Below are 23,646 nucleotides of genomic sequence, written 5' to 3' on the forward strand. Positions count from 1 at the left end.
AATAAAAATCATGTCACAGAATATTTTGTATAAGATCAGGCACATAAGCAGGTTAAGTATAATCATGTTGTTGCTGCTTGTTCTACATGTATTGCCGTCCACGGGATATCAAAAAGATAAGGTTGTAGAAATTGAACTTAACGTTTTACCCGGCTTGCAATTCAATCTACCGAGATTCCATGTAAAACCAGGTCAGCAGGTTAAGATAATATTTACGAATACCGATGATATGGATCATAACCTCCTCATTATTAATCCCGGGACTAGGGAAAAAATAGTTCAAAAGGCAATGGAGATGGGAGTAAATGGACTAAAAAATAACTATGTGCCGAATGACACTGATATATTGTGGAGCACTCCTATACTTCATGATGGACAAACGAAAACTTTGACTTTTAAAGCCCCGGAAAAGGAAGGTATTTATCCTTATGTATGTACCTTGCCTGGACATGGCTTTATCATGTACGGAGCGATGTATGTAAATAGTTCGGGAATAATGCCGCCGTTAGAAAATGATGTAAATGTTTCTCCAAGCAGAATGCATGCAGAAAGCCCGCATGTTCATCACAAACCACAGCATCCTTATGAGCTGAGACCTCCATATTTATATAGATTATATATTGAAGGTTCGAGTCCAGCTGCAATTGCAGTTCATTTACCCGGAAAACTTTCATACTGTTGGGATGCGGGAGAATGCAGGTTAAGATTTGCGTGGGCAGGAGATTTTGTTGATAATACCAAATTATGGAAAGGCCATAAAGATGCACAAGCTGCAATATTAGGCGATATATTTTATACAGAAAATAAAAATCCGGTAATAAGAATAGGAAGGAATGCTCAACAAAAAAGTCAGTTTAAAGGATATAAAATAGTTGAGGGAGGTTATCCAGAATTTCATTATACCATAAATGGTACAGATGTTTTTGAACTTATTAAAGAGTTAAAAGAGGGAAATGGGATTATGCGATCCTTCCGGGTTCCGGCTTTAAAAGATAAATTATATCTAAACTATACTTCGTCAAAAAATACGGAATATTATTTCAATGGCAAAAAGCTTTCAGGAGAGCTTCTAGAGCTGAAGCCAGACGCAGGAGCAAAATTTAATGTAGAACTAAGAATCATCAAATGAGAAATATAATTTTACTGATAGGAGTAACGTGTGCATTGATGTTTTGTACTGGTTTCGACGAAAGAGTAAAGCAACCATATATTATAGAGGATATACAAACACCTGAAAACTTAACAGCAGAGGTAGCAGCTCTAGAGTTTTTGCCAGACGGTAGACTGGTTGCCGCTTTTATGAGGGGAGAAATAATGATCTATGACCCTAAGAAATTAGAATGGAAAATGTTTGCCAATGGACTTCATGAGCCACTTGGAATGTTAGTGGTTAATAAAAATGAGATTTTGGTAATGCAATTGCCAGAGCTAACCAGGGTAAAAGATACAGATGGCGATGGAATAGCCGACTTATATGAGACGGTTTATGATGGTTTCGGTATGACCGGAAATTATCATGAATTTACTTATGGACCTGTAAAAGACAAAAAAGGAAATCTATATATCGGTCTCAACTCTTCGTCTTCTGGAGGTGGGATTGCGAACGAAATTAGGGGTGAATTAAATATGGATGGCAAATCAAAACAAGGCCGAGCCATGTTTTCGGTAGTTCCTTACAGAGGGTGGATTATGAAGCTGACTCCAGATGGAAAAGTAATTCCGTTTGCCTCAGGTTTCCGTTCTCCTAATGGCTTGATGTTAGATGATAAAGATAATCTGTTTGTAACCGATAATCAGGGAGATTGGGTGGCTTCCAGTCCGCTTTACCACGTAAGAGAAGGGCAGTTTTATGGTCATCCGGCAGCTTTGGTTTGGGATAAGAATTGGAAAAAGGGAAATCCGTTTGAGTGGAGTAGAGATTCATTAGATAATTTAAGAGATAAACCTGCTGTTATCTTCCCTCATGATGTTATCGCTAATTCGCCGACTCAACCTGTCATGATAAGAGAAGGGATGAATATGGATCATTTTAAAGGTCAGCTCATTGTTGGCGAAATGAATACTGAACGTCTGGTACGTGTAATGCTGGACGAAGTAGATGGAGTTGTACAGGGAGCGGTAACATTGTTTATAGAAGGAAAAGGTTTAAGAAAAGGCAATAATAGATTAGCAATTGCTCCCGATGGTAGTTTATGGGTTGGCCAGACAGACCATGGGTGGCTGGGAGACAGGGGAATACAGAAAATTACAGCAAGCAGTAAAATTGCGTTTGATGTAAAAAATATCAAATTGGCAAAACAAGGATTCGAGTTAGATTTTACCGCACCTTTTTCTGTATCAAAGAAAGGTGATATTTCTTCGCTTGTAACGGTTAAAAAATACAAATATCATTATCATGAGAAGTACGGGTCGCCAAGAATCAATGAAGAAAATGTAGCAATAAAAGGTGTTAAAACGGCCGCTGAAAATTCTAAAATGACTTTAAACATTGGAAAATTAGAAGCAGGTTTTGTTTATGAAATTAAGATTGATTCTATGCTTAGTAAAGGGCTACAAGATACTTTAACGAATAAAGTAATTGCTTATACGGTTAAGAAAACTAAAGATTAAACCGCTCAATTCAATGTAGCGAGTGAAAAATGGAGCTCGATTACGAAATATCGTCGAGATAAATTGTCGATCGAATATGGATTATATAACGATTTAGGAAAAATTAATGATTGATTAATATGAAAACAAAAATGAAAATAATAAATATACTACTTCTAATGTTTATCGTCTCTCTTACTAAAGCAAGCCCAATGTTCAACATAAAGCAGCTATATGTTTCATATGAACAAAAGGGGACAGGTACCGGGGATTCCGAATCTAATGCGGCAGATTTTCTAAATAGTTCCTTTTGGAAAGAGGTAAACACCCAATTAAAGAAGCAACCCATTACAGTACTGTTTTTAGAAGGAAATTATAGCAGAACATTTACTCAGAAACCGTTAAAAATAGAAGATATAGGAAGCCCAAATAATCTTTTAATAATAAAAGGCATTCCGGAGAAGACGTGGTTTACAGCGGATCCTAATGAGTTTTCAGGTGAGAGAAGCGTCTTAGTTGATATTGTAAATTCTCAGAATATCCAAATTAGCAATTTTTCGTTTAAAGGTAATGGGAAATTGGGCTATGCCTTACGCATAACTTCTACAAATGGTGGTGAAACAAAAAATATCTTGGTAAACAATTGTTTATGGACAGATATGAGAGGCATAATATATGGAACCACAGGGGTTCATCAAAAAGGAACAAAAAATGTAACCTATAAAAACTGTACTTTTAAAAGAGTAGGAATCGATAGCCATTCACATCATATTTACAATGCTTACAATCCATCTTATATTTATATTATAGATAGCCATTTTGAGGATTGTACAGGCGATTATGTTCGTTTCAGAGATAGTACAGATTACTGTATTGTTAAAGGGTCTAAGTTTGTTAGAAACAAAGACTTTCCTTCCTATCCATTTATTTCGATGCCTAATTTTAATAAGGCTAGAGCAGAATCTTTCGCTTCTAATTATGCCTTCTATGATAACGATTTTATAAATAATGGTGATAATTCAATAGTTAATGCTATTGTATTGCATCATTATGGATACAATAGGCCTGGATTTAATTATTTATTGACTAAAGAAGAAGGTGATGTTCTGACTAATGGAACAGCAGCAGAAAAAAAGAAATTATTGGCAGAAAATTTCGGAATAGATACAGACCAAATCAGGGTTTACAATAATAGATATTCAAACAATATACAGAACAAAGTAGCAATAGGGAGTTTCCCCGCATACGGAGCCGAATCTAAAGGTTGGAAGGGATTTGGAGACATCTATTCGACGGTTAAAAATACAAATGTACCCTTTAAGTGGGAAGCGAATAATCTAAACGAATGATATCTTAATTACTTTTCTTCTCGTTTTCCGAGGGGCAACGGTCAGGAGATTAATTAGTCTAAAGTAAAGTTTGATATAACCTCTAATCAGGGAATTAAAGTGAATTCCGGTTTATCAATCTAAAATTTCCAACTAAAGAAAATATGAAACATTACAAAAGTTATATACTCAGCCTTCTTTGTTTTACTATCGGGATTCTATGTATAATATATACCGTAAAAGCCGAAGACGAAAAGGGAAAGGAATTGCGGTTGTTAGTAATAGGGAATAGTTTTTCCAGAAATGCTACCTTATATCTTCCTCAATTGGCTGCTGAAGGTGGCCATAAATTAGTTATGCAAAAAGCAGAAATTAGCGGTAGTCCGTTGAAAATGCATTGGGATGCGGTTGAGATAGCAGAAGTAAATCCAGATGACCCCAAAGGAAAGCCCTATAACGGGAAATCATTGAAAATGCTTTTAATGAATGGCGGATGGGATATTATAACCATGCAACAAGCCTCTACGCATTCTGCATATCCAGAAAGCTACTATCCTTATATTAATAATTTGTATAATTTTATTAAAAAATTCCAGCCAGCTGCAGAAATTGTAATACATCAGACATGGTCTTATAGAGAAGATGCCTCATATTTTAGTAGAATATCTGAAGAAGAGCGAGCAAACAGTGCTCAAGAAATGTGGGAAAAATCCAGAATGGCTTATCATAAAGTTGCAAAAGAATTTAATCTGAGAATAATTCCAACCGGAGATGCGTTCTGGCAGGTAAGTTCAGATTCGAAGTGGAAATTTATTCCGGATGCCAATTTTAATTTTAAGAATGCGGTATATCCGGAATTGCCAAAAGAAAAGAATTCTTTAAATGTTGGATATTCATGGACTAAGAACAAAAAACTTAAGTTAGACGCTAATCACGCAAATCAAGCGGGTTGCTATTTAGGTGCGCTCATTTGGTATAGCTTTTTGTTCAGAGAATCACCTTTTAACTTAAAGTTTGTCCCTGAAAATGTCTCCCAGGATTTTGCGGAACACTTAAGAGAAACTGCATCTAAGACAGTATTAAATAAAAATTAAGATTTAAATTTTTAATGCAAAGCAAAACATATATGGTTATTTGAGTTAAAGCGGGGAAACACTAGAGTATAGTTATGGAAATATGCCAGATACGGTGGGGGATATGTGGATAAAAGGTGGGCTTTAGGTGGATTTATAAATGGAGATTAATGATAATCGTATAGTTATGTCTACAGATTTAGAACTAATTTATAAAAAATTGAAAACATATCAAAAGTCATTCACTTATATCTCTTAAATTAAAGAATATGAGGAGTCCGGTTACAATGGTAGTTTGATATTAATTGGACTCTCCTTGTTTTCCAGGCAGCACAATTAAAAATTACAATTTATTTTGATTATATAAAATAAGTTATTACTTTACGTTAACGTTACCGATTAATGAAATACTCTTATAAACCATAATTATTAACCGTATAATCACATGAAAAAGATAGTGTTTAGTGGTTCAATGCTTTTAGTATTTTTTTCCATAGCATATTCTTATGCGCAGAAAGAGAATACATTTAATAGAGGTAAGGGATTGATAGAAATTATCGAAAAAAGCTTAGATCAATCCACAATACAATATAAATTCCTAAAATCGGTAACACCAGAAGATCGTTTTCCAAAAACTTACGAAGGCAGAGAAAAAGGTTCTGTAACAAGTACTGCAAAAAACTGGACAAGTGGTTTCTACCCCGGTACTTTGGTTTATCTATACGAATATACTAAAGATAAGGGGTTACTTAATGAAGCCGATAACAAGTTTACGTTTTTGAAAAGCCAGAAAGATAACAAGAATACTCACGATTTAGGTTTTATGATGTATTGTAGTTTTGGTAATGCCTATCGTATAACAAAAAAAGAAGAATATAAAGATATTTTAGTACAATCGGCTAAATCGCTGGCAAGCAGGTATAATTCTAAAGTTGGAAGTATACAATCCTGGGATCGGATTAAGTCTTTAGATGGAAGTAAATATTGGGATTTTCCGGTGATTATAGACAATATGATGAATCTGGAATTGTTATTCTTTGCTTCAAAAGTGACCGGAGATGAAAGCTTTAAAAAAATAGCGGTTACACATGCCGAAACTGCAATGAAAAATCATGTAAGACCAGATTATAGTTCTTTTCATGTGGTGGCGTATAATCCTGAAACAGGTGAGATAAACAGTCGCGAAACTTATCAGGGCTTTGCTCATAACTCTACCTGGGCGAGAGGGCAGGGCTGGGGCATCTATGGTTTTACAATGGTATATCGAGAGACAGGAGATAAACGTTTCCTTAAGACGGCACAGGGAATGGCAGACTTTTTTCTTAATCACAAAAATCTTCCTAAAGATAAAATCCCTTATTGGGATTTTGATGCAGGGCAACCTGGGGTGCAGCCAAGCTTTAATTACAATGCATTCAAATATTCTGTAATACCTAGAGATGCTTCGGCGGGGGCTTTGGTAGCTTCTGCATTGATTGAACTTTCGGGATATTCAGATAAAGAGAAGAAGCAAAAATATTTAAATGCGGCAGAAATAATGATTAAGTCACTTTCTTCTCCGGTGTATACAGCTTCGGTAGGGGAAAACGGTGGCTTTATTTTAAAACATAGTGTTGGCAATCTGCCTAAAGACAGAGAGGTAGACGTTCCACTTTCTTATGCAGATTATTATTATGTGGAAGCTATGCTGAGGTACAAAAATTTAGGTAAGTAAAAATTTATGAAGATGAATGATATGAAACGAGGTAATTGTTTACAGAATAAAATTAAACAAATATCTTTTTTAATATTTTTAATTCCATTGCTGCTACTTGTTGGTTGCCATTCAAAAAAGGAGACTATAGATTTAAAATCGGGTTATGATTTATATTTATTAGTTGGTCAATCTAATATGGCTGGTCGTGGTGTAATCGAAGCGGAAGATACAACAGAACATAATAGGGTATTTATGTTAAATGCAGCGGATGAATTCGTTTTAGCTAAAGAACCACTTCATTTTGATAAAAGTAACAGAGGAGTAGGACCAGGGTTAGCTTTTGGTAAAGCAATGGCCGAAGCAAACCCTAAGATTAAGATAGGTCTTATTCCTGCGGCTGTTGGAGGTACAAAAATATCTTATTGGGAACCGGGTAATTCAAGAGGTTTATATGAAGAAGCTATTCGCAAAGCAAAAGTAGCTATGAAATATGGTACTTTAAAAGGGATAGTGTGGCAACAGGGAGAATCAGATTCTAATACAAAGGATGCGCCTTTATATAAAGAACGTTTACTTAAATTATTAACAGCTTTCCGCAAAGATTTGGGAAATAATAATCTGCCAATTGTTATTGGTGGTTTAGGGGATTTTCTTAAATCTTCACAATATAAAGTGGTTAACAAGTCATTACAGGAAACGGCAAATGAAATAGGAAATGCCGGGTTCTCCGAAGCAAGCACACTTGGTCATATCGGAGACAGGCTGCACTTTAATTCAAAAGCCCAGAGAGAAAACGGTAATAATATGGCTAAGGCTATGTTGAAATTAAAACATCACTAACAATCTTAGAATAAAAAAAAGCAGATAATTTTTGATAACAAAAAATATAATTGTACCTTACGTTTACGTAACCGTATTCGAATATGGGTGATATGTAATTTTAACCTTTATTAAACCAGTATGAAAGAAGTTAATTATAGCCGGATATACCTATTAGAATGGGTTCAATAAAAATTTTGACTAAATACTTAATGCTAAAGTAAATTAATTCTTTATCTTCTTGTTTTCGGGTACGTACACATTTTTAATAGGCTTTTTAATTTATTAGCTAAATGATGATATAAACATTTAAAATTATGATAGTATTAAAATTAAGATTATCTGAGTCGGGGAGGAGGCTTATGCTTGCTTTACTTTTTGTATTAAGCTTGACTGCAGATGCCTTTTCTCAGAGTAGAATAATAACTGGAATAGTAACAGCCTCAGATACTAAAGAACCTCTTCCTGGTGTATCGGTAGCAGTAAAAGGTGTAAGTAGGACAGTATTTACAGATGTTTCAGGTCGTTATTCTATTCAGGCGGCCAGCAATAACGTGTTGGTTTTTAATTATATAGGGTTTTATGCTAAAGAAATACAAGTTGGAGATAAAAAAGAAATCAATACATCTTTAAACGTTGATGTAAAAGCATTAAAAGAAGTTGTGGTTGTAGGATACGGAGAAGTTGCTAAATCTGATTTGACAGGATCTGTTGGACAAGTTAACATTGGTGATTTAACACAAGCACCGGTGATGTCTTTTGAACAAGCTTTAGCAGGACGTATAGCGGGGGTACAGGTGTCTTCTGCAGATGGTCAGCCGGGTTCTGAAGGTGTAAATATAATTATTAGAGGGGCCGGTTCATTAACTCAGGATACTTCTCCATTATATGTAATAGATGGCTTTCCATATGAGGAGTTTGATCCATCATCTTTAAATATGGATGATATAGAAGAGATGAACATATTAAAAGATGCCTCGGCGACAGCTATATATGGAGCCAGAGGTGCTAATGGCGTAGTTGTTATCGAAACAAAAAAAGGTAAAGTTGGAGCTCCTGTTGTACAATACAGTGGATCATTTGGTTTTCAGAATGTAACTAAACAGATGGAAATGATGGACCCCTACGAGTTTGTTAAATATCAGTTAGAAAGGAATAATTACTCGACAGCAATGAAGAAAATTTACACTAGTAAAGACTTTCCTGAGACAGATACGGAAAATTACGATCCTAATGGCAAAACACTTGAAGATTATCGAAATATACGGGGAATTAACTGGCAGGATCTGGTATTTCAGAATGGAGCTACAAAAATTCATAATTTGTCTGTAAGAGGAGGGAACACTCAAACGAAGTATTCGGTTTCGGGTTCCTTGTACGATCAGGAAGGTGTGATAATACATAGTGGTTCAAATAGAGCTACTGCGAGGGTGACACTTGATCATACTATAAGTAAAAAATTTAAAAGTGGTGTAAATCTTTCTTATTCTCATAAAAAATCCTTTGGACAAATTGCTGCGAGTAATGCTGGAACAGCGGGACACGCTTATGGTTATCTAATGTATAGTACCTGGGCATTTAGACCTGTAACCGGTAGAGAGGATATAATCTACGATGAAGAAGGAGGAGATATTATTGGAGGTGACGTAGACGAAGAGTTTATTGATGCTGAAGTGGATGAAAGTTTATCGTCAACCTTATTCGCTATAAATCCGGTGAAATCTTTAACAAATGAAGACAGAGGATCTAAAAGTATGAGTTTAAATGCTAATGCCTTCTTAACATATGATATCAATAAAAATTTACAGTTTAAAACGACTGCGGGATATATTAAAGCAAATGGAGAGGGGTATAATTTTTATAATTCCGGAACTACAAGAGGTTCTTCGACGTTACCGTCAAACTCAAGAGGAGTCCAATCTACTTTATCATTGTCAGAGACTGTAACCTGGAATTCTACATCTACTCTTACATATAGAAAGAAAGTAGGCGATCATAGTTACAATGTCATGGCGGGTATTGATTTTCAGGAAAGAACGACCAATCGATATGGTTTAGGCAGTCAACTTATACCCAACGAATCTATAGGTTTATGGGGTATGGACGAAGGAGTGCCATCAAGTATGACAGTTGCTACCTCAAATAATACATTAAATTCGCTGTTCACTAGAATAAACTATAATTATAAATCAAAATACCTATTAACAGGTACTTTTAGAGCAGATGGGTCATCAAAATTTCCTGTATCTAACAGATGGGCTTATTTTCCTTCCGGAGCTTTTGCCTGGAAAATGGGAAGTGAAGATTTTATGAAAAATATAAAATTTATCTCAGATGCTAAGCTAAGAATAAGTTATGGTTTAACAGGAAATAACAGGGTGTCCGATTATCCTTATCAGGATTTAATGAGCGGATCGTCAATTGCTCAGTCTTATTCTTTTGGAAATGGAGATCCAACAAAAGGTATTTATCCTAATTCTTTACCTAATGAACATTTGAAATGGGAAACCACGTCGCAGTTGGATTTGGGATACGATTTGGCATTATTTAAAAATCGGATTGAAATAACTGCTGATGTATACAGAAAAACAACTAAAGATTTATTATTAAATGCCAATATTCCAACAATATTTGGTTTCAGCAGAACTTATAAAAATATCGGATCGTTGCAAAATGATGGGTTAGAGCTGACTTTGAATACTGAAAATATAAAAACTAAAAATTTTACATGGACAAGTAGTTTAAATATAGGTTTTAATAAAAATAAAATTCTTGCACTTACTTCAGATGAAAGCAGAATGCTTTCTGCAGTAACCTGGGATGCCTTACATAACGGGTCATATTTGTATGTAGCTCAGGTTAATCAGCCGGCCGCATTATTTATGGGGTATATTTTTGATGGAGTTTATCAATATGATGATTTCGATTTGATAGGTGGAAAATACCAGTTAAAACCTAACATTGCGGATAATGGTGATGTTAGAGAAGATATACAGCCTGGAGATATCAAGTATAGAGACATCAATGGAGACTTAACCGTAAACGAATTTGATGAGACTATTATAGGTAATCCCGTTCCAAAACATACTGGCGGATTTTCTAATAACTTTAAGTATAAAGGGTTTAGTTTAAATGTATTTTTCCAATGGTCTTATGGTAATGAAGTATTTAACGCTAATAGAATTTATTTTGAAGGGGGAAGACCTCAAAATTCCCGTAATCAATTCGCGTCTTATGTGAATAGATGGACACCAGAGAATCCATCTAACACTATGTTTAGGTCGGGAGGGCAAGGGCCATTAGGTAGATATTCTTCATTATATCTGGAAGATGCTTCCTACATCCGTTTAAAAACAGTTTCATTCTCTTATAGTTTGCCTGCAAAATATCTCAGGAAAATATATGTTAAGAATTTAAGCATCACAGCTTCGGCACAAAATCTATTCACTATTACAAATTATTCTGGTATGGATCCGGAAGTTTCTGTAAGAAATAGTGTTCTAACCCCGGGATTCGATTGGTCTGCATATCCAAGAGCTAAAATTATGGTTTTTGGTCTTAAGGTTACACTATAATTTTTAGGAGGATAAAAAATGAAAAATAATATAATAAAGTATTTTGGAGCATTGGTTATTAGCCTGTCTTCTGCATCATGCAATAAATTTTTAGATACTAAACCGCAGGATTTTTTAATTGTTGATACGTATTATGAAACAGAAGAGCAATTAAATTTTGCTTTAGCAGCAGTATATTCAAAATTAGGAGAAGGGACTCTTTATGGAGGTAGGATTACCAGGATGGGTATGGATGCAGATGAAGGTTTTTATGATAGATCTACTGATATCATAGGGGTATCCGTTTATAATGTTTATCCTACAGATCCACATGTTACTGCATTTTGGAAAACTTGTTATGAAGGGATTTATAGAGCGAATCTTTTATTGAAACATATAAATAAGGTCCAAAAGATATCTGAAGCTAATAGAAATGCTATAGAGGGAGAAGCGTTGTTCTTAAGGGGCTATTATTATTTCCTCCTGGTAAGTAATTTTGGTGGAGTACCGTTAATTACCGAACCTATAGCTAATACAAACAATACAGCTATTCCACGAAATACGGTACAAGAAGTTTATACTCAGATTGTAGCTGATATGGAAAAGGCGGAAGGAATGGTTAAAACGATTAAACAGATAGGACACGGTGGTAGAGTCAGCAAATCTGCAGTAAGAGGAATCCTTGCGAGGGTCAATTTACATTGGGCCGGTTATCCTGTAAGAGATTTGTCAAGATATGCAGAAGCAAGGAAATGGGCAAAAATGGTTATGGATGATACAGGTGCTAATCATAAATTAAATCCTGATTACAGACAGGTATTTATAAACTACTCTTCCGATAAATACGATATAGGAGAGAGTATATGGGAAGTGGAATTTTGGGGAAATACACAAGGTGTATATAGAGAAGCAGGGCAAATAGGCCATTATAATGGTATTCAGTATAATGGTGGTTCTAATGCTGATCCTAATCATGGATTCTCTTACGGATTTTTAAATGCAACAGGTGTTTTGTGGGATAAATATGACAATAGAGATGTTATAAATTCAAATGATATAAGAAGGAATTATGCGATAGCTCCGTTTTCCCTGGCTGGTAACCCTGCAAAGGAAACTCCGAGAGCTATAACACCTACGGGTATTTACCAGCGTGACTGTGGTAAATATAGGCGCTTTTATGAAGTGGTTATGCCAAAAGAAAATGTATATACGCCTATAAACTATCCTCTTTTACGTTTTTCAGATGTGTTGTTGATGTTCGCGGAAGCTGAAAGCCAGGAAACAGGAGTAGTGAGTCAGGATGCGATAGATGCTGTGAATCTGGTGAGAAGTAGGGCCTATGGTAAATTAATGTCTGGAAGGTATGTGAAGTCTATCACGGTAAATACAGCGAGAACATCGGGCACATATACAGTGGCTAACACAAATGTTACCATTTCCGGAGGAGGAGGGCAGGGAGCTACAGCTGCCGTTGCGACAGTAGCAAGCAGTGGAGTAGCAAGTATCTTGGTTACTTTTGAGGGAAGCGGTTACACTAGTGTCCCCACAGTTGCCATAAGTAGTACTGGTACTGGTGTTGGTGCTACTGCAACAGCTGTTTTAAGCGATCCTACTATAAATTCAGATTTACCTGTGTCGGCAACAGCTTCTCCGGCAGCTTTCCTCACATTCGTTCAGGATGAACGCGCTCGAGAGCTCTGCTTTGAGTCTTTGAGAAAAGGAGATCTGGTAAGATGGGGGAAATTGGTTGAGAATATGAAAATTGTAAGAGATCATATTGAGACATCTTCATTATCTAGTTCTCTGGATTATGTGGTATGGTCTTATCGAAATGTAAGTGAAAGAGATGTCTTATGGCCTATCCCCTCTTATGAAATGGGCCTAAATTCAGCATTAACTCAAAACAAAGGTTGGTAATTAAAATCATAATTATGAAAACAATTAAAAACTCTATTATTATATTCTTCACTTGCCTGGGTATTATGTCCTGTAACAAGGTTGAAGTTGAGACTCCTGTATTTGATGTTAAGGTAGATTCTTTAACTTATAAAGTTGGAGATGAAGTAGAATTTAAATTTACGGGGGATGCCGATCAGATAACGTTTTATTCCGGTGAGCCTTTGAATGATTATACCTATAAGGATGGGAGAATAGAGGAGGTACTTAGTATAAATGCGTCTTTTTCTACGGCTATCAGATATGGATTAGCTAATGGGCAAAAAGATATGTTATCTGTATGGATATCGTCAGATTTTAATGGTAACTATACTATTGAAGATATACAGAATGCTACATGGAAGAATAATGTTTCTAAGAACTTTGTCTTAGCACCCTCAACTATGGACAACAGTGATGCTGCGAATTATGTGCCTTCGGGTGTTTTAGACATTACGAGTGAAGCAGAGGAAGGAAAACCTATGTATTTTGCTTTCAAGTATAGGAAAGATGATCCGACAAAAACTCAAAGAAATTGGTTTATGAGAAATATTGTAGTAAACGCTGTTACCAATTTAGGAAACTATTCCCTTTTTGATGGTTCTGCATTTAAAGAAGTATATGATAATAATTTTGTAACAGATGTAGAAAGAAATAGCTCTGTTACCAGTGGTGGTGTAATAACCTTAAGATCTCCCAGTACTTTTGATACAAGACCCTTAGTTGAGGTTTGGGCTATTTCTCCTCCTATTAGCACAGAAGATACCAATTTAGGCCCGGATAAAGGAACACCAATAAAAGGTTTCAGGGATTTAAAAAAGGATAGTCATTCTTATACCTATATAAAAGAAGGTGTTTACACAGCAACATTTGTAGCAAGTAATTCTAATTTGTACGGAGAAAGCAAAGTGGTAAAACAGATAACAATAACCGTAACTCAATAACTATACAATAAAAATAAAAAATCATGAGAAATTACTTCAGCAAGATTTTACAGGTAATGACCGTTATTACATTTTTAGTTTTACATAACGTTTATGCACAAAAAGACAAAACAACGTTGTCGTTTAATACCAGTGTTCAATATGGTAGTCAGTCTAATAATTTATCTGTATTGATATCAACAGATTTTAATGGCGATTATTCTTTAGAATCTATAAAATCGGCAACCTGGGAAGATATAACAAAGAAAATTAAGTTGGCTACCGACAAAATACTGGCTGAATCTGGAGAAATTGATTTAGCAAAAAATTTAGTGGCAGGTAAACCGCTTTATCTTGCTTTTAAATATAATGGACAAGCATCAACAAAGCCTTCACAAAGAGGATGGGGAATATCTAATGTTACTATAAATTATAAAGGTGAAACTAAAACTTTACCTATTAAAGATTTTAAAATCGTTGATAATAAGGAAAATCACGAGGGAGCAACATGGATTAAAGGAGCAGATATGATGAGATTCCGTTCAAATCAATCTGTTAAAGCATCCGAAAGCTGGGCTATTGTTAAAATTGGTGAATAGTATATGAAAGGTATATTCTCTATCTATCATAAATCTTAAATATTCGAAATGGTGGAAAATATTTGTTCAAAGATTAGAGAGGGAAGCTATTTAGTAATTGCCACTTTTCTGATTATAATAACGTCGGTGACATTTGCGCAGGAAGGACCACCTGCACAAAAAGCGAAATATATTGGGACAATAGCTGGAATGGTTGTAACTAAAGAAGAAGTGCTAAGAGAAATGGAACGATATAGAGCTGATGTATATCGAGACATAGCAACCGAAGATCCTGGAAAACAATCGGGATCATTTTGGGATAAAGAAATAAGGGGAATTAAAGCTATAGACATATTACGGACAAGGGCGATTGATTCCTTGTCTGTAATTAAAGTTCAGGAAAAGTTATTGAGAGAGCGAAACTTATGGCCATACAAAGACTATGAGTCTCTTCTTAAAGACCTGGAAGTTAACAATAGAAACAGGAAAAAATCTGTAGCTGGACATGAGGTTATATACGGACCAATAGAATTTAGCGAACAAACTTTTTTCGACTATTGTTTTAGTAATGCACTTATTCGGTTAAAAAATGGTTTGGTTAATGAGAAGCTGATAGTAATTACTGAAGTAGATTTACAAAATCAGTTTAAAAAAATGCAAAATACAGTATATAAAGAAGATAAGTACACTTTAAAGGCCTTTACGCGACAGGTTAAAGATGCCTATATAGAAGTAGCTTATAAGGCTTTAATAAATAAGTATGTTGAGCATGCAAATAACAAAATAGATTCAGGGAAGCTTAATCAAATTAGATTAACAGAATAGATTTTAAAATCAAGCCTGAGTTTGACAATCAGGTTCTTCATCTTAAGTTAAAAAGGAATGACTACTCTAAAATTCCGAAATATCCTCATGTATAGTGCGCTATGCCTTATTTTTGTACCCAAGATCATATTGGCCAATATCGTTACATCTGCAGTATACGTAGATTCAGAATATGGGAATGATAATAATAGTGGGATTTCAGAGAAGGAAGCGTGGCAATCGCTAGAAAAAGTGAATAGTATCACTTTTGGGCCGGGTGCGAAAATTATGTTTAAGTCTGGCGGTATATGGCTCGGAACACTCTACCCAAAAGGATCTGGAGATCATAATCACCCAATAGTAATTGACAAGTATGGGAAAGGTAGTAAACCATTAATAGATGGCAATGGTATTGAAGGAAAAGGAGTAGTGAGCCTCTATAATCAAGAGTACTGGGAAATCAATAACCTGGAAATAACTAATAATTCAGATATACCAGGAGATAGAAGAGGTGTGGAAATAAAAGCAGAAGATTATGGAACCATAAATCATATCTATCTTAGAAATTTACACATACATCATATAAAAGGTATCATTGGCAACGGGCATAAAGAAAAAAGAACAGCTGGAATATATATTACAACTGTATCAGACAAAATAAAAGCTACTCGTTACAATGACATTTTAATAGAAGGATGCCATATTCATCATGTCGAAAATCAGGGTATAGCAACCAGCCATGAATCCGGTGTATTCGATTACCCTGAAGGAGAAAAATGGGAAAGAAGAAAACTTACTGATCTGAATATCAGAGATAATATTATTCATCATATTTCAAAAAATGCCATGATCATAAGAATGGCTGAAGGTGGAGTTGTAGAACGTAATTTATGTTATGAAACAGCAACAGGCATTACAGGGAATACCATTTTTTCGAGAACAGTCAGAGGAACGGTCTTTCAGTATAACGAAGGCTTTCTTAACAGATCGCCAGATGCAGATGGAAGTTTATATGATCCGGATATTAATAGTCCGGAAACTATCTGGCAGTATAGCTATAGTCATGATAATGCCCATGGTTTAGTTTGGTTTTGTACACATAAACGTGATAAAGGGATTATAGTAAGGTATAATCTTAGTCAAAATGACAGGGGTATCCTGGTTTATTTTAACTATGCATTTACTGAAGCTTCGCTTTATAATAATGTATTTTATATTGAAGATCATGTTTCTCCTATTATTATTAGAGAGCGTTCTAACACAGATCATACTTATAAATTCCATAATAATATTATCTATAATAAAAGTAAAAATGCAATGTATAGGTTTGCAAGTCCAGAGGGAAAAGGTATTCAGAACAGGGCTTACAGCAATAATTTATTTTTTGGCATTCATCCTAAAGACGAACCATATGATCCAAATAAACTTATCAGCGATCCCTTATTCGTAAATCCGGGTACAGCTGTAGGACTGAGTACTTTAAATGGTTATAAATTAAAAAAGAGGTCTCCTGCCATAAAATCAGGAACTCTGATATCCAATAATGGAGGGAAAGATCTTTACGGAAATAAAGTAGATAGTAAAGAAAAACCTAATATAGGTATTTATAACGGAGATGGATTATAGAAAAAAAACTCATTTATTATGTGTAATGTAGGAAATAAAGGAAAAATAATACTTGTGTTATTCATAGCACTGCTATATAATGTATACGGATAATCGCAAATAGTACCCTCTGTGTCAGAATACCCGGTTATAGCCAAAGATGCAACTTGGTGCTGGTTTGCAGACCCAAGGGCAGTTTACTATAAAGGTAAGCATGAAAAAATTTATTATGGCTATATAAACACTAAAGGAGATGTAGTTATCAGTTCAAGAGATGCGAGCACTAAAGAAATACATACATACATCTTAAACGAAAAACTGCAGGTAGATGATCATAATGTGCCATCAATTCTGTTTCTTCCTGATGGAAAAATACTAACATTTTATACGGAACATAACGGTCGCTTTTTTATGCGGAAAAGTAAGAATGCGGAAGACATAAGCGAATGGGAAGAGGAGAAGGTACTTTCTTTCGGACTTAAAAATCAGCTTATTTGTTATTCCCATCCGGTAATGTTATCAGCAGAGAATAACAGGATTTATATGTTTTTTCGCAGTAGAAATAAAAGAATACCAGATAATCCTAAATATGCAGATTGGAGGCAGAATTATGTTTATAGTGACGATTTTGGTAAAACCTGGACAGATGCTCAATATTATCTAAGCAGTAAGGGAGATTATAATAAAGTCCCTTATTTAAAAATAGTTTCCGATAATAAATCCAAAATTCATTTCCTGTTTACGGATGGGCATCCAAAACTTGGATTATCATCTGTATACCATGCATATTATGAAAAAGGGAAATTCCATCAAACTAATGGAGATGTTGTTTCTGACGTAAAATATAATAATCACAAAATTTATATTTACCTGGTAAGCTTAACCAATTTTCTCTGAAATATTATGATTAAGAATTTACTTTTAGTATGTGCCTTATTTTTAAATATTAATGTTTTCTCTTAAGTCACACGATTTGTTTCTCCTCAGGGAACAGGAGACGGATTAACAGCAGGAAACGCAACAGATTTTTAAGTAGCACTTTTTGGACAAATATTCAGAGTCTGTTACAGACGCAACCTGTAATAGTTAAATTTACTGCAGGAGACTATGTAAGAACTTACGCACAGAGAAATCTTCAACCTAAGTGGCATGAGGAATGCTAAAAATCAGTTAATATTGGAAGGCGAGCCTGGGAATCCTGTTTTTTCCAGCTCCTACTGGGTATAATTTTGCAGACTAATACTATTGTTAACATAAATTTCGACCGCAAATTCGCCTCCTCTGTAGAAAGATGTAGAATTTACAGTTACGTATGATACGATATAGAGTGACTGGTTATATTAAATATTAAAGTGTTTTTTTGAATAATTAATTTATATATTTATGGTAACGTTACCGAATGTTATAAATTGTAAATCTTTTTAGTATTTGAAGCTTAAAAATACGTGTACGTAACCGTAAGTTTGTAGGCTTGTTAAAATCAATTATGAAATATAAACTACTAAATTCTTTAATTTTTATTCTCCTAAGTTCAATTGTTAAGGCTGATATTTATTACATAAGTTCGGCAGATGACTTAAATAATCTGACGTGGTCTTCAGCCTTAAAACCTGGAGATAAAGTCATTATGCGAGACGGGGTCTGGAATAGTCAGGATGTATGGTTTACCGGAGAAGGTACCGAACTAAACCCAATAACCTTAGTTGCAGAACATGCTGGCAGTGTAATTATGTCCGGCAATTCGAAGTTAGTCATAAATGGAAAGTGGTTAGTTGTAGATGGATTATCTTTTAAAAATGGCTATTCTTTAACCCATACCATAACATTTTCTGCAACTTCGGCTCATTGCAGATTAACCAATACAAGTATAGTAAATTACAATCCTCCATCAAAGGAAACAGACTATAAATGGGTTTCAATTTATGGCACATATAATAGAGTAGATCATTGCGAATTTACAGGAAAAGATCATCAGGGGACCACTCTTGTTGTTTGGCTGGATGAACAGCCTAATTACCACAGAATAGACCATAATTATTTCGGGCCAAGACCTATTTTTGGTGCCAACGGTGCCGAAACGATCAGGGTAGGGACCAGCGATTATGCTTTTAATGACTCTTATACAACTATAGAGGAAAATATTTTTGACAGGTGTGATGGCGAGGGAGAGCTTATTTCTATAAAATCAGTAAATAATATTGTCAGAAATAATCTTTTTTACGAATGTAAAGGCTCATTGTCTTTGAGGAGCGGTAATAATACAGATGTGAATGGTAACTATTTTATAGGAAACGGGAAGATAGGGACAGGGGGTATCCACATTATGGGAGAAAATCAGAAAGTATATAATAATTATCTGTACGATATAACGGGAACAGGTATATATGCTGCGATTTCTTTAAGAAATGCTTATGTTAACCCAACATTATCAGAGTACTATCAGGTAAAAAATGCACAGATTTTAGGTAATACTATAGTTAATTGTAATATGTCTATTGCTATAGGAACAAGTACAAGTGATAGTGATAAATCTATAATTCCACCGATAAATAGCCTGATTTCGAATAATATAATTCAGACAAACAATAAGCCTTTAATTACCTGGGTAGATGCTACTGCAAACCACCCGGGAAATGTTGGATTTGATAACAATCTTGTATTTGGAATGCTTAAACCAGACAGTTATCCGAGCGGGATTATTGTTCAGGATCCTTTATTGGAACCAAATGAGCTGAATGTTTATGAACCTGATGCAGCCAGTCCGGCTAAAAACAGTTTTTTGGGAAATTTCCCTTTTTATGAAGCAGATGATATAGGTGCAAAGCCAGTAGGAACTTTGCACAAAGCTTTGCTTAACGGAGAAAGTATAGGACCGGAATGGGTTACTTTGCCAAAATTTATTATACAACGGAATATTTTTGACTCCGAACCAGGGGTTTGGGATAATGCCGGGCGAGCCTTCACTTATGACTTAGGTACAGGTACGGGTAATGAAGGCAAGTTGTTTAACACTACAGGTAGTGCAAACGCATCAACCCAGAGTTCAAGGAAATTTTTACCATATATTCCTACGGCTAACGGAGGAGGTTATGCTCAGGTAATTCTTCCAGCAAATGGAGGAGGATATTTTACCTTACAGGATACTGATCCCGAAAAAGCAACATTAAAAATAAATGCTTCCAGCAATACCAGTAACCCGGCTAAATTTTCTTTGTATCAAATAGGTAATACAACACCAGTATCCAGTTTGTTCTTTAACATATCATTCAACGATAGTACATTTACAAGGGCGGCCTGGGCTTGTGCTATAGGTAACTACGAGGCAGAAGTAACCAACAGCATTTTTAGAAGAGCAGCCGGTTTAACTCCAAATTCAAATACATCTAATCCCGATGTTTTCGGAGCTTTTAGATGGGAGATTTCTGCCAACAATCCGGAAATAATAAATTTTCAATATAGAATACGTCCAAATGGATCTCCAGAGCCTAATGCAATATATAAAACCATCAATACAAATACTTTTTATAGAGGAGGGAAATTTGCGATCGAAGTTTATGCAAATAATGATGTCATTCCGCAAAGTTACACGCGTGATGGCATATCCTATCAATTGCCTTCTCAAACCTATCATATATGGGCAAATGGTGAGCGTATGAAAGATGATACTGCTTACGAATTTACTGTTAATCAGCTCACTGCAGGAGAAAAGATTAATTCGTTTATGATTCAGGGAACAGGTAGTTCATCTCATCTTACAGCTGCCGTAGGTGATAATGCAGCTGCAATAACAATAGGCAATATTAAAATGGATTTTGCCAGCATCGTTACGTTGCCGGTAACTTTAACTTCTTTTAATGTTAAGAAACAACAAGCAAATGTATTGTTAAATTGGACAACAGACTCAGAAGTTAATAATGCTGATTTTGAAGTTTTACGGTCTGCAGACGGTAAAGAATTTAATAGCATAGGCAATGTAAAAGGAGCCGGAAATTCGAATTCGGTTAATAGCTATTCATTTACAGACAGATATCCTCTCGAAGGAGTGAATTTTTACAAATTGAGGCAGGTAGATTATGATGGAGCAGGTAATTACTCAGAAATAAGAACTGTTAATATCGATTTTATAGCATCAGGTAATTTAAAGGTTTTTACCACAGCAGATATAAACCAGGTACATTTCTCATATACCTCGCAAAATATGAGTGAATCGGTGTTGCAAATAATTGATGTACAGGGTCGAAAATACACAGAGCAAAAAATACAATTGAAAAAAGGCGAGAATTACTTTTTAATTGATTCCAATTTACCTTCTGGCGGGTACATAGCGCTATTAAGGTCAAAAGATCAGGTTGTAGTTACAAAATTTATTAGATAAGAATTTAAGATGGAAAATAATATCATTAGTGAAAATAGAACCTTATTATTAAGAGTAAGTTTAATAGTCCTTATTTTATCAATATTTCTTTCTGTAATACTGTATGGTCAGGGGAAGAAAGAAAATACAGATTATTCCTCATTGGTAAATGTAGAGCAGGACATTCGATATGCAACCAAGCCTGATTCTGTTAATAATGATATTTCGTCGGACAGGTTACTTGATCTTTATCTCCCAAAGGGCATTCAGCCTACCAAACTACCTGTTTATATCTATATACACGGAGGAGGTTTCTCTGGAGGTGGTAAAAATCAGCATAAAGCTTTTTGCTCAAAATTGGCGTCCTATGGAATAGCCGTCATAGCAACTAATTACAGATTATATTTAAAACATAATAAAATTGCCGGTGCTAGTTGCAGAGCAAATATGTCTAAAGGTTTGCCGCCGTCAGGGAAATTCAATGAAGGATTACATAATGCCATAAAAATGGCCGGAGAAGATGCCATATTGGCTTTAAACTGGATAAAAGACAATTCTGGCAAATACAATTTTGATACTAGTGATATCACTATTTCTGGTGGTTCTGCAGGTGCAATAACCGCTTTATTTACAGGGTTATGTGTCAAATATTCAAAAGTAAAAGTTAAAAATATAGTTAATCTATGGGGTGGACTTGAGAATAACAATCAGGTTATAAATTCAAAAATACCGGTGCTTACATTTCACGGTAATAAAGACGACTTAATTTCTGTCGAGTATGCACATTCATTGCATCGTTTTTTGGAACAAAAAGGGAATAAAGATTCTAAACTAGTCATTATGGATGGTATTGGACATGGAGGGCCGGCTTATAAAGAGGTTATGACCAATAAAATGGAAGCGATTGTAAACTTTATAAAAAATAACAAATAACAGATAACATAAAGTAATATCGTAGTAACTATTCAATTTTAGTATAAGATTTATTAATAACAGCTAATCCGATGAATATAATGAGACTGTCCGAAATCAAATTTTCCCTATTATTAATATTTATATTACAAGTAAACATCCTAAATGCCAGAGACTATATAGTTAATTCTGCAAAGGAGATTGATGAATTAAACCTGGTTGCGGGAGATAAAGTACTTTTAAAGAAGGGCGTGTGGAAAAATCAAACTCTGATTTTTAAAGGTAAGGGAACTTTAGATAAACCTATTGTTTTTAAAGCAGAAAAAGAAGGTGAAACCATTGTTAGCGGTAACTCTACTTTGGTTATTGATGGTGAGTTTTTAATAGTGCAGGGCTTAGTTTTCAGAGATGGAGAAGCTTTTAAGAAAAATGTAATCGCATTCTCAGAACAGTCAAAGAATTGCAGGTTAACAAATACTTCTATAACTAAATATGACAATTCTGATAAAAAGATGCGAAATAGCTGGATCGTTTTATACGGGGAAAAAAATAGAGTAGACCATTGTTATGTGAAAGGAAAAACAAGTTTAGGCACTACGGTAGGAGTTTATGTTTCTAACAAACCAAACTATCATCGCATAGACCACAATTATTTTGATGGAAGGCCACCTTATGGAGGTAATGGAGGTGAGATCATAAGGGCTGGAGTAGATCAAACCTCTTTATTGGATTCCTACACTACAATAGAAAATAATATTTTTGATAATTGTGATGGAGAGATAGAGGTTGTCTCCAATAAATCTACACATAATACTATTCGAAATAATTTATTTTTCGAGTGTTCGGGTATGTTGACATTAAGACACGGTAATTATGCAAACGTTTATGATAATTTATTCATAGGCAATAAAAAGAAAGATTCAGGGGGAGTTAGAATAATAGGAGAAAACCATAAAGTATATAATAACTATTTCCATGGTTTAACTGGCAGAGGATTAAGTGCTGCCATTACCTTTATGAACGCCTGGGAGAATCCACCGTTATGGGGATATTGGCAGGTGAAAAATGCAGAAGTATACAACAACACCTTAATAGATTGTGAAGAGCCATTTGTAATAGGTTCCGGCAAAAATGAAAAAACATTTTTGCCGTTACTCAATACAAATGTCTTTAAAAACTATATAAGCGGTACTGCATCAGTAGTTGTATGGGAAGAAGCAACTGCGAAAACACCCCAAAATGTAAGGTTTAACGATAACTTATTGCAAGGGAATACTAAAGAACCAGGTTTTACTGCTGTAGCTACAAAAAACCGAATAAATAAGTATGATCTTATCTATCCGAAGGAAGCTAATTCACAGGTAGGTTTTCCTCCTTTAACGAAAGAGCAGGTACAATTACTGGAAGGAAAAGATATAGGGCCGGCTTGGCAGAAACTGAACAAGAAATTTAAAATCAAAAACCAAAAATTATAAA

At 34.9% G+C, this 23,646-nt stretch carries 16 protein-coding genes; all 16 read left to right on the forward strand.

The features are described 5' to 3' along the window. Positions 1-10: 10 nt before the first annotated feature. The 16 genes from PEDSA_RS03550 (at position 11) to PEDSA_RS03625 (ending at position 23,645) form a co-directional block, all read left to right on the forward strand. Complete coding sequence (locus tag PEDSA_RS03550) at positions 11-1,129, forward strand: plastocyanin/azurin family copper-binding protein (RefSeq protein WP_013631784.1); 1,119 nt, start codon at positions 11-13, stop codon at positions 1,127-1,129. Next, entirely contained in the window at positions 1,126-2,610 is a 1,485-nt protein-coding gene (locus PEDSA_RS03555) for a PQQ-dependent sugar dehydrogenase (protein WP_013631785.1), read from the forward strand. Before PEDSA_RS03550 ends, PEDSA_RS03555 begins: the two co-directional genes overlap by 4 nt. Positions 2,611-2,801: 191 nt before the next feature. Then, positions 2,802-3,938 (forward strand): hypothetical protein, encoded by a 1,137-nt coding sequence (locus tag PEDSA_RS03560; protein WP_041536960.1) that lies wholly within the window; start codon positions 2,802-2,804, stop codon positions 3,936-3,938. 143 nt (positions 3,939-4,081) lie between these two features. After that, on the forward strand, positions 4,082-5,011 hold the full coding sequence (locus PEDSA_RS03565; RefSeq protein WP_013631787.1) for a DUF4886 domain-containing protein: 930 nt from the start codon (positions 4,082-4,084) through the stop codon (positions 5,009-5,011). Between the two features lie 424 nt (positions 5,012-5,435). Next, positions 5,436-6,704, forward strand: coding sequence for a glycoside hydrolase family 88 protein (locus tag PEDSA_RS03570; RefSeq protein ID WP_013631788.1), 1,269 nt, complete (start codon positions 5,436-5,438; stop codon positions 6,702-6,704). A gap of 12 nt (positions 6,705-6,716) precedes the next feature. Continuing rightward, positions 6,717-7,526: a sialate O-acetylesterase gene (locus PEDSA_RS03575; protein ID WP_013631789.1), complete on the forward strand. Its 810-nt coding sequence runs from the start codon at positions 6,717-6,719 to the stop codon at positions 7,524-7,526. A gap of 296 nt (positions 7,527-7,822) precedes the next feature. Beyond that, entirely contained in the window at positions 7,823-11,080 is a 3,258-nt protein-coding gene (locus tag PEDSA_RS03580) for a SusC/RagA family TonB-linked outer membrane protein (RefSeq protein ID WP_013631790.1), read from the forward strand. An 18-nt stretch (positions 11,081-11,098) separates the two neighbouring features. Then, on the forward strand, positions 11,099-12,976 hold the full coding sequence (locus PEDSA_RS03585) for a RagB/SusD family nutrient uptake outer membrane protein (protein WP_013631791.1): 1,878 nt from the start codon (positions 11,099-11,101) through the stop codon (positions 12,974-12,976). Between the two features lie 14 nt (positions 12,977-12,990). After that, on the forward strand, positions 12,991-13,938 hold the full coding sequence (locus PEDSA_RS03590; RefSeq protein WP_013631792.1) for a DUF5017 domain-containing protein: 948 nt from the start codon (positions 12,991-12,993) through the stop codon (positions 13,936-13,938). Positions 13,939-13,961: 23 nt separating this feature from the next. After that, a complete protein-coding gene (locus PEDSA_RS03595; RefSeq protein WP_013631793.1) occupies positions 13,962-14,516 on the forward strand; it encodes a DUF5017 domain-containing protein in 555 nt (184 codons plus the stop codon). A 48-nt stretch (positions 14,517-14,564) separates the two neighbouring features. After that, positions 14,565-15,320, forward strand: a complete 756-nt coding sequence (locus PEDSA_RS03600; RefSeq protein ID WP_013631794.1) for a hypothetical protein — start codon at positions 14,565-14,567, stop codon at positions 15,318-15,320. 57 nt (positions 15,321-15,377) lie between these two features. Further along, entirely contained in the window at positions 15,378-16,925 is a 1,548-nt protein-coding gene (locus PEDSA_RS03605) for a hypothetical protein (protein ID WP_013631795.1), read from the forward strand. Positions 16,926-17,036: 111 nt separating this feature from the next. Then, complete coding sequence (locus PEDSA_RS03610) at positions 17,037-17,801, forward strand: BNR-4 repeat-containing protein (RefSeq protein WP_013631796.1); 765 nt, start codon at positions 17,037-17,039, stop codon at positions 17,799-17,801. Positions 17,802-18,390: 589 nt separating this feature from the next. Further along, complete coding sequence (locus tag PEDSA_RS19420) at positions 18,391-21,279, forward strand: chondroitinase-B domain-containing protein (RefSeq protein ID WP_013631797.1); 2,889 nt, start codon at positions 18,391-18,393, stop codon at positions 21,277-21,279. A 9-nt stretch (positions 21,280-21,288) separates the two neighbouring features. Beyond that, the gene (locus tag PEDSA_RS03620; protein ID WP_013631798.1) at positions 21,289-22,191 is read left to right on the forward strand and encodes an alpha/beta hydrolase; all 903 of its coding nucleotides are present in this window, start codon (positions 21,289-21,291) and stop codon (positions 22,189-22,191) included. Positions 22,192-22,262: 71 nt separating this feature from the next. Continuing rightward, entirely contained in the window at positions 22,263-23,645 is a 1,383-nt protein-coding gene (locus PEDSA_RS03625; RefSeq protein ID WP_013631799.1) for a polysaccharide lyase 6 family protein, read from the forward strand. Position 23,646 lies beyond the last annotated feature (1 nt).

Source organism: Pseudopedobacter saltans DSM 12145 (assembly GCF_000190735.1).
GTDB classification, from domain to species: domain Bacteria; phylum Bacteroidota; class Bacteroidia; order Sphingobacteriales; family Sphingobacteriaceae; genus Pseudopedobacter; species Pseudopedobacter saltans.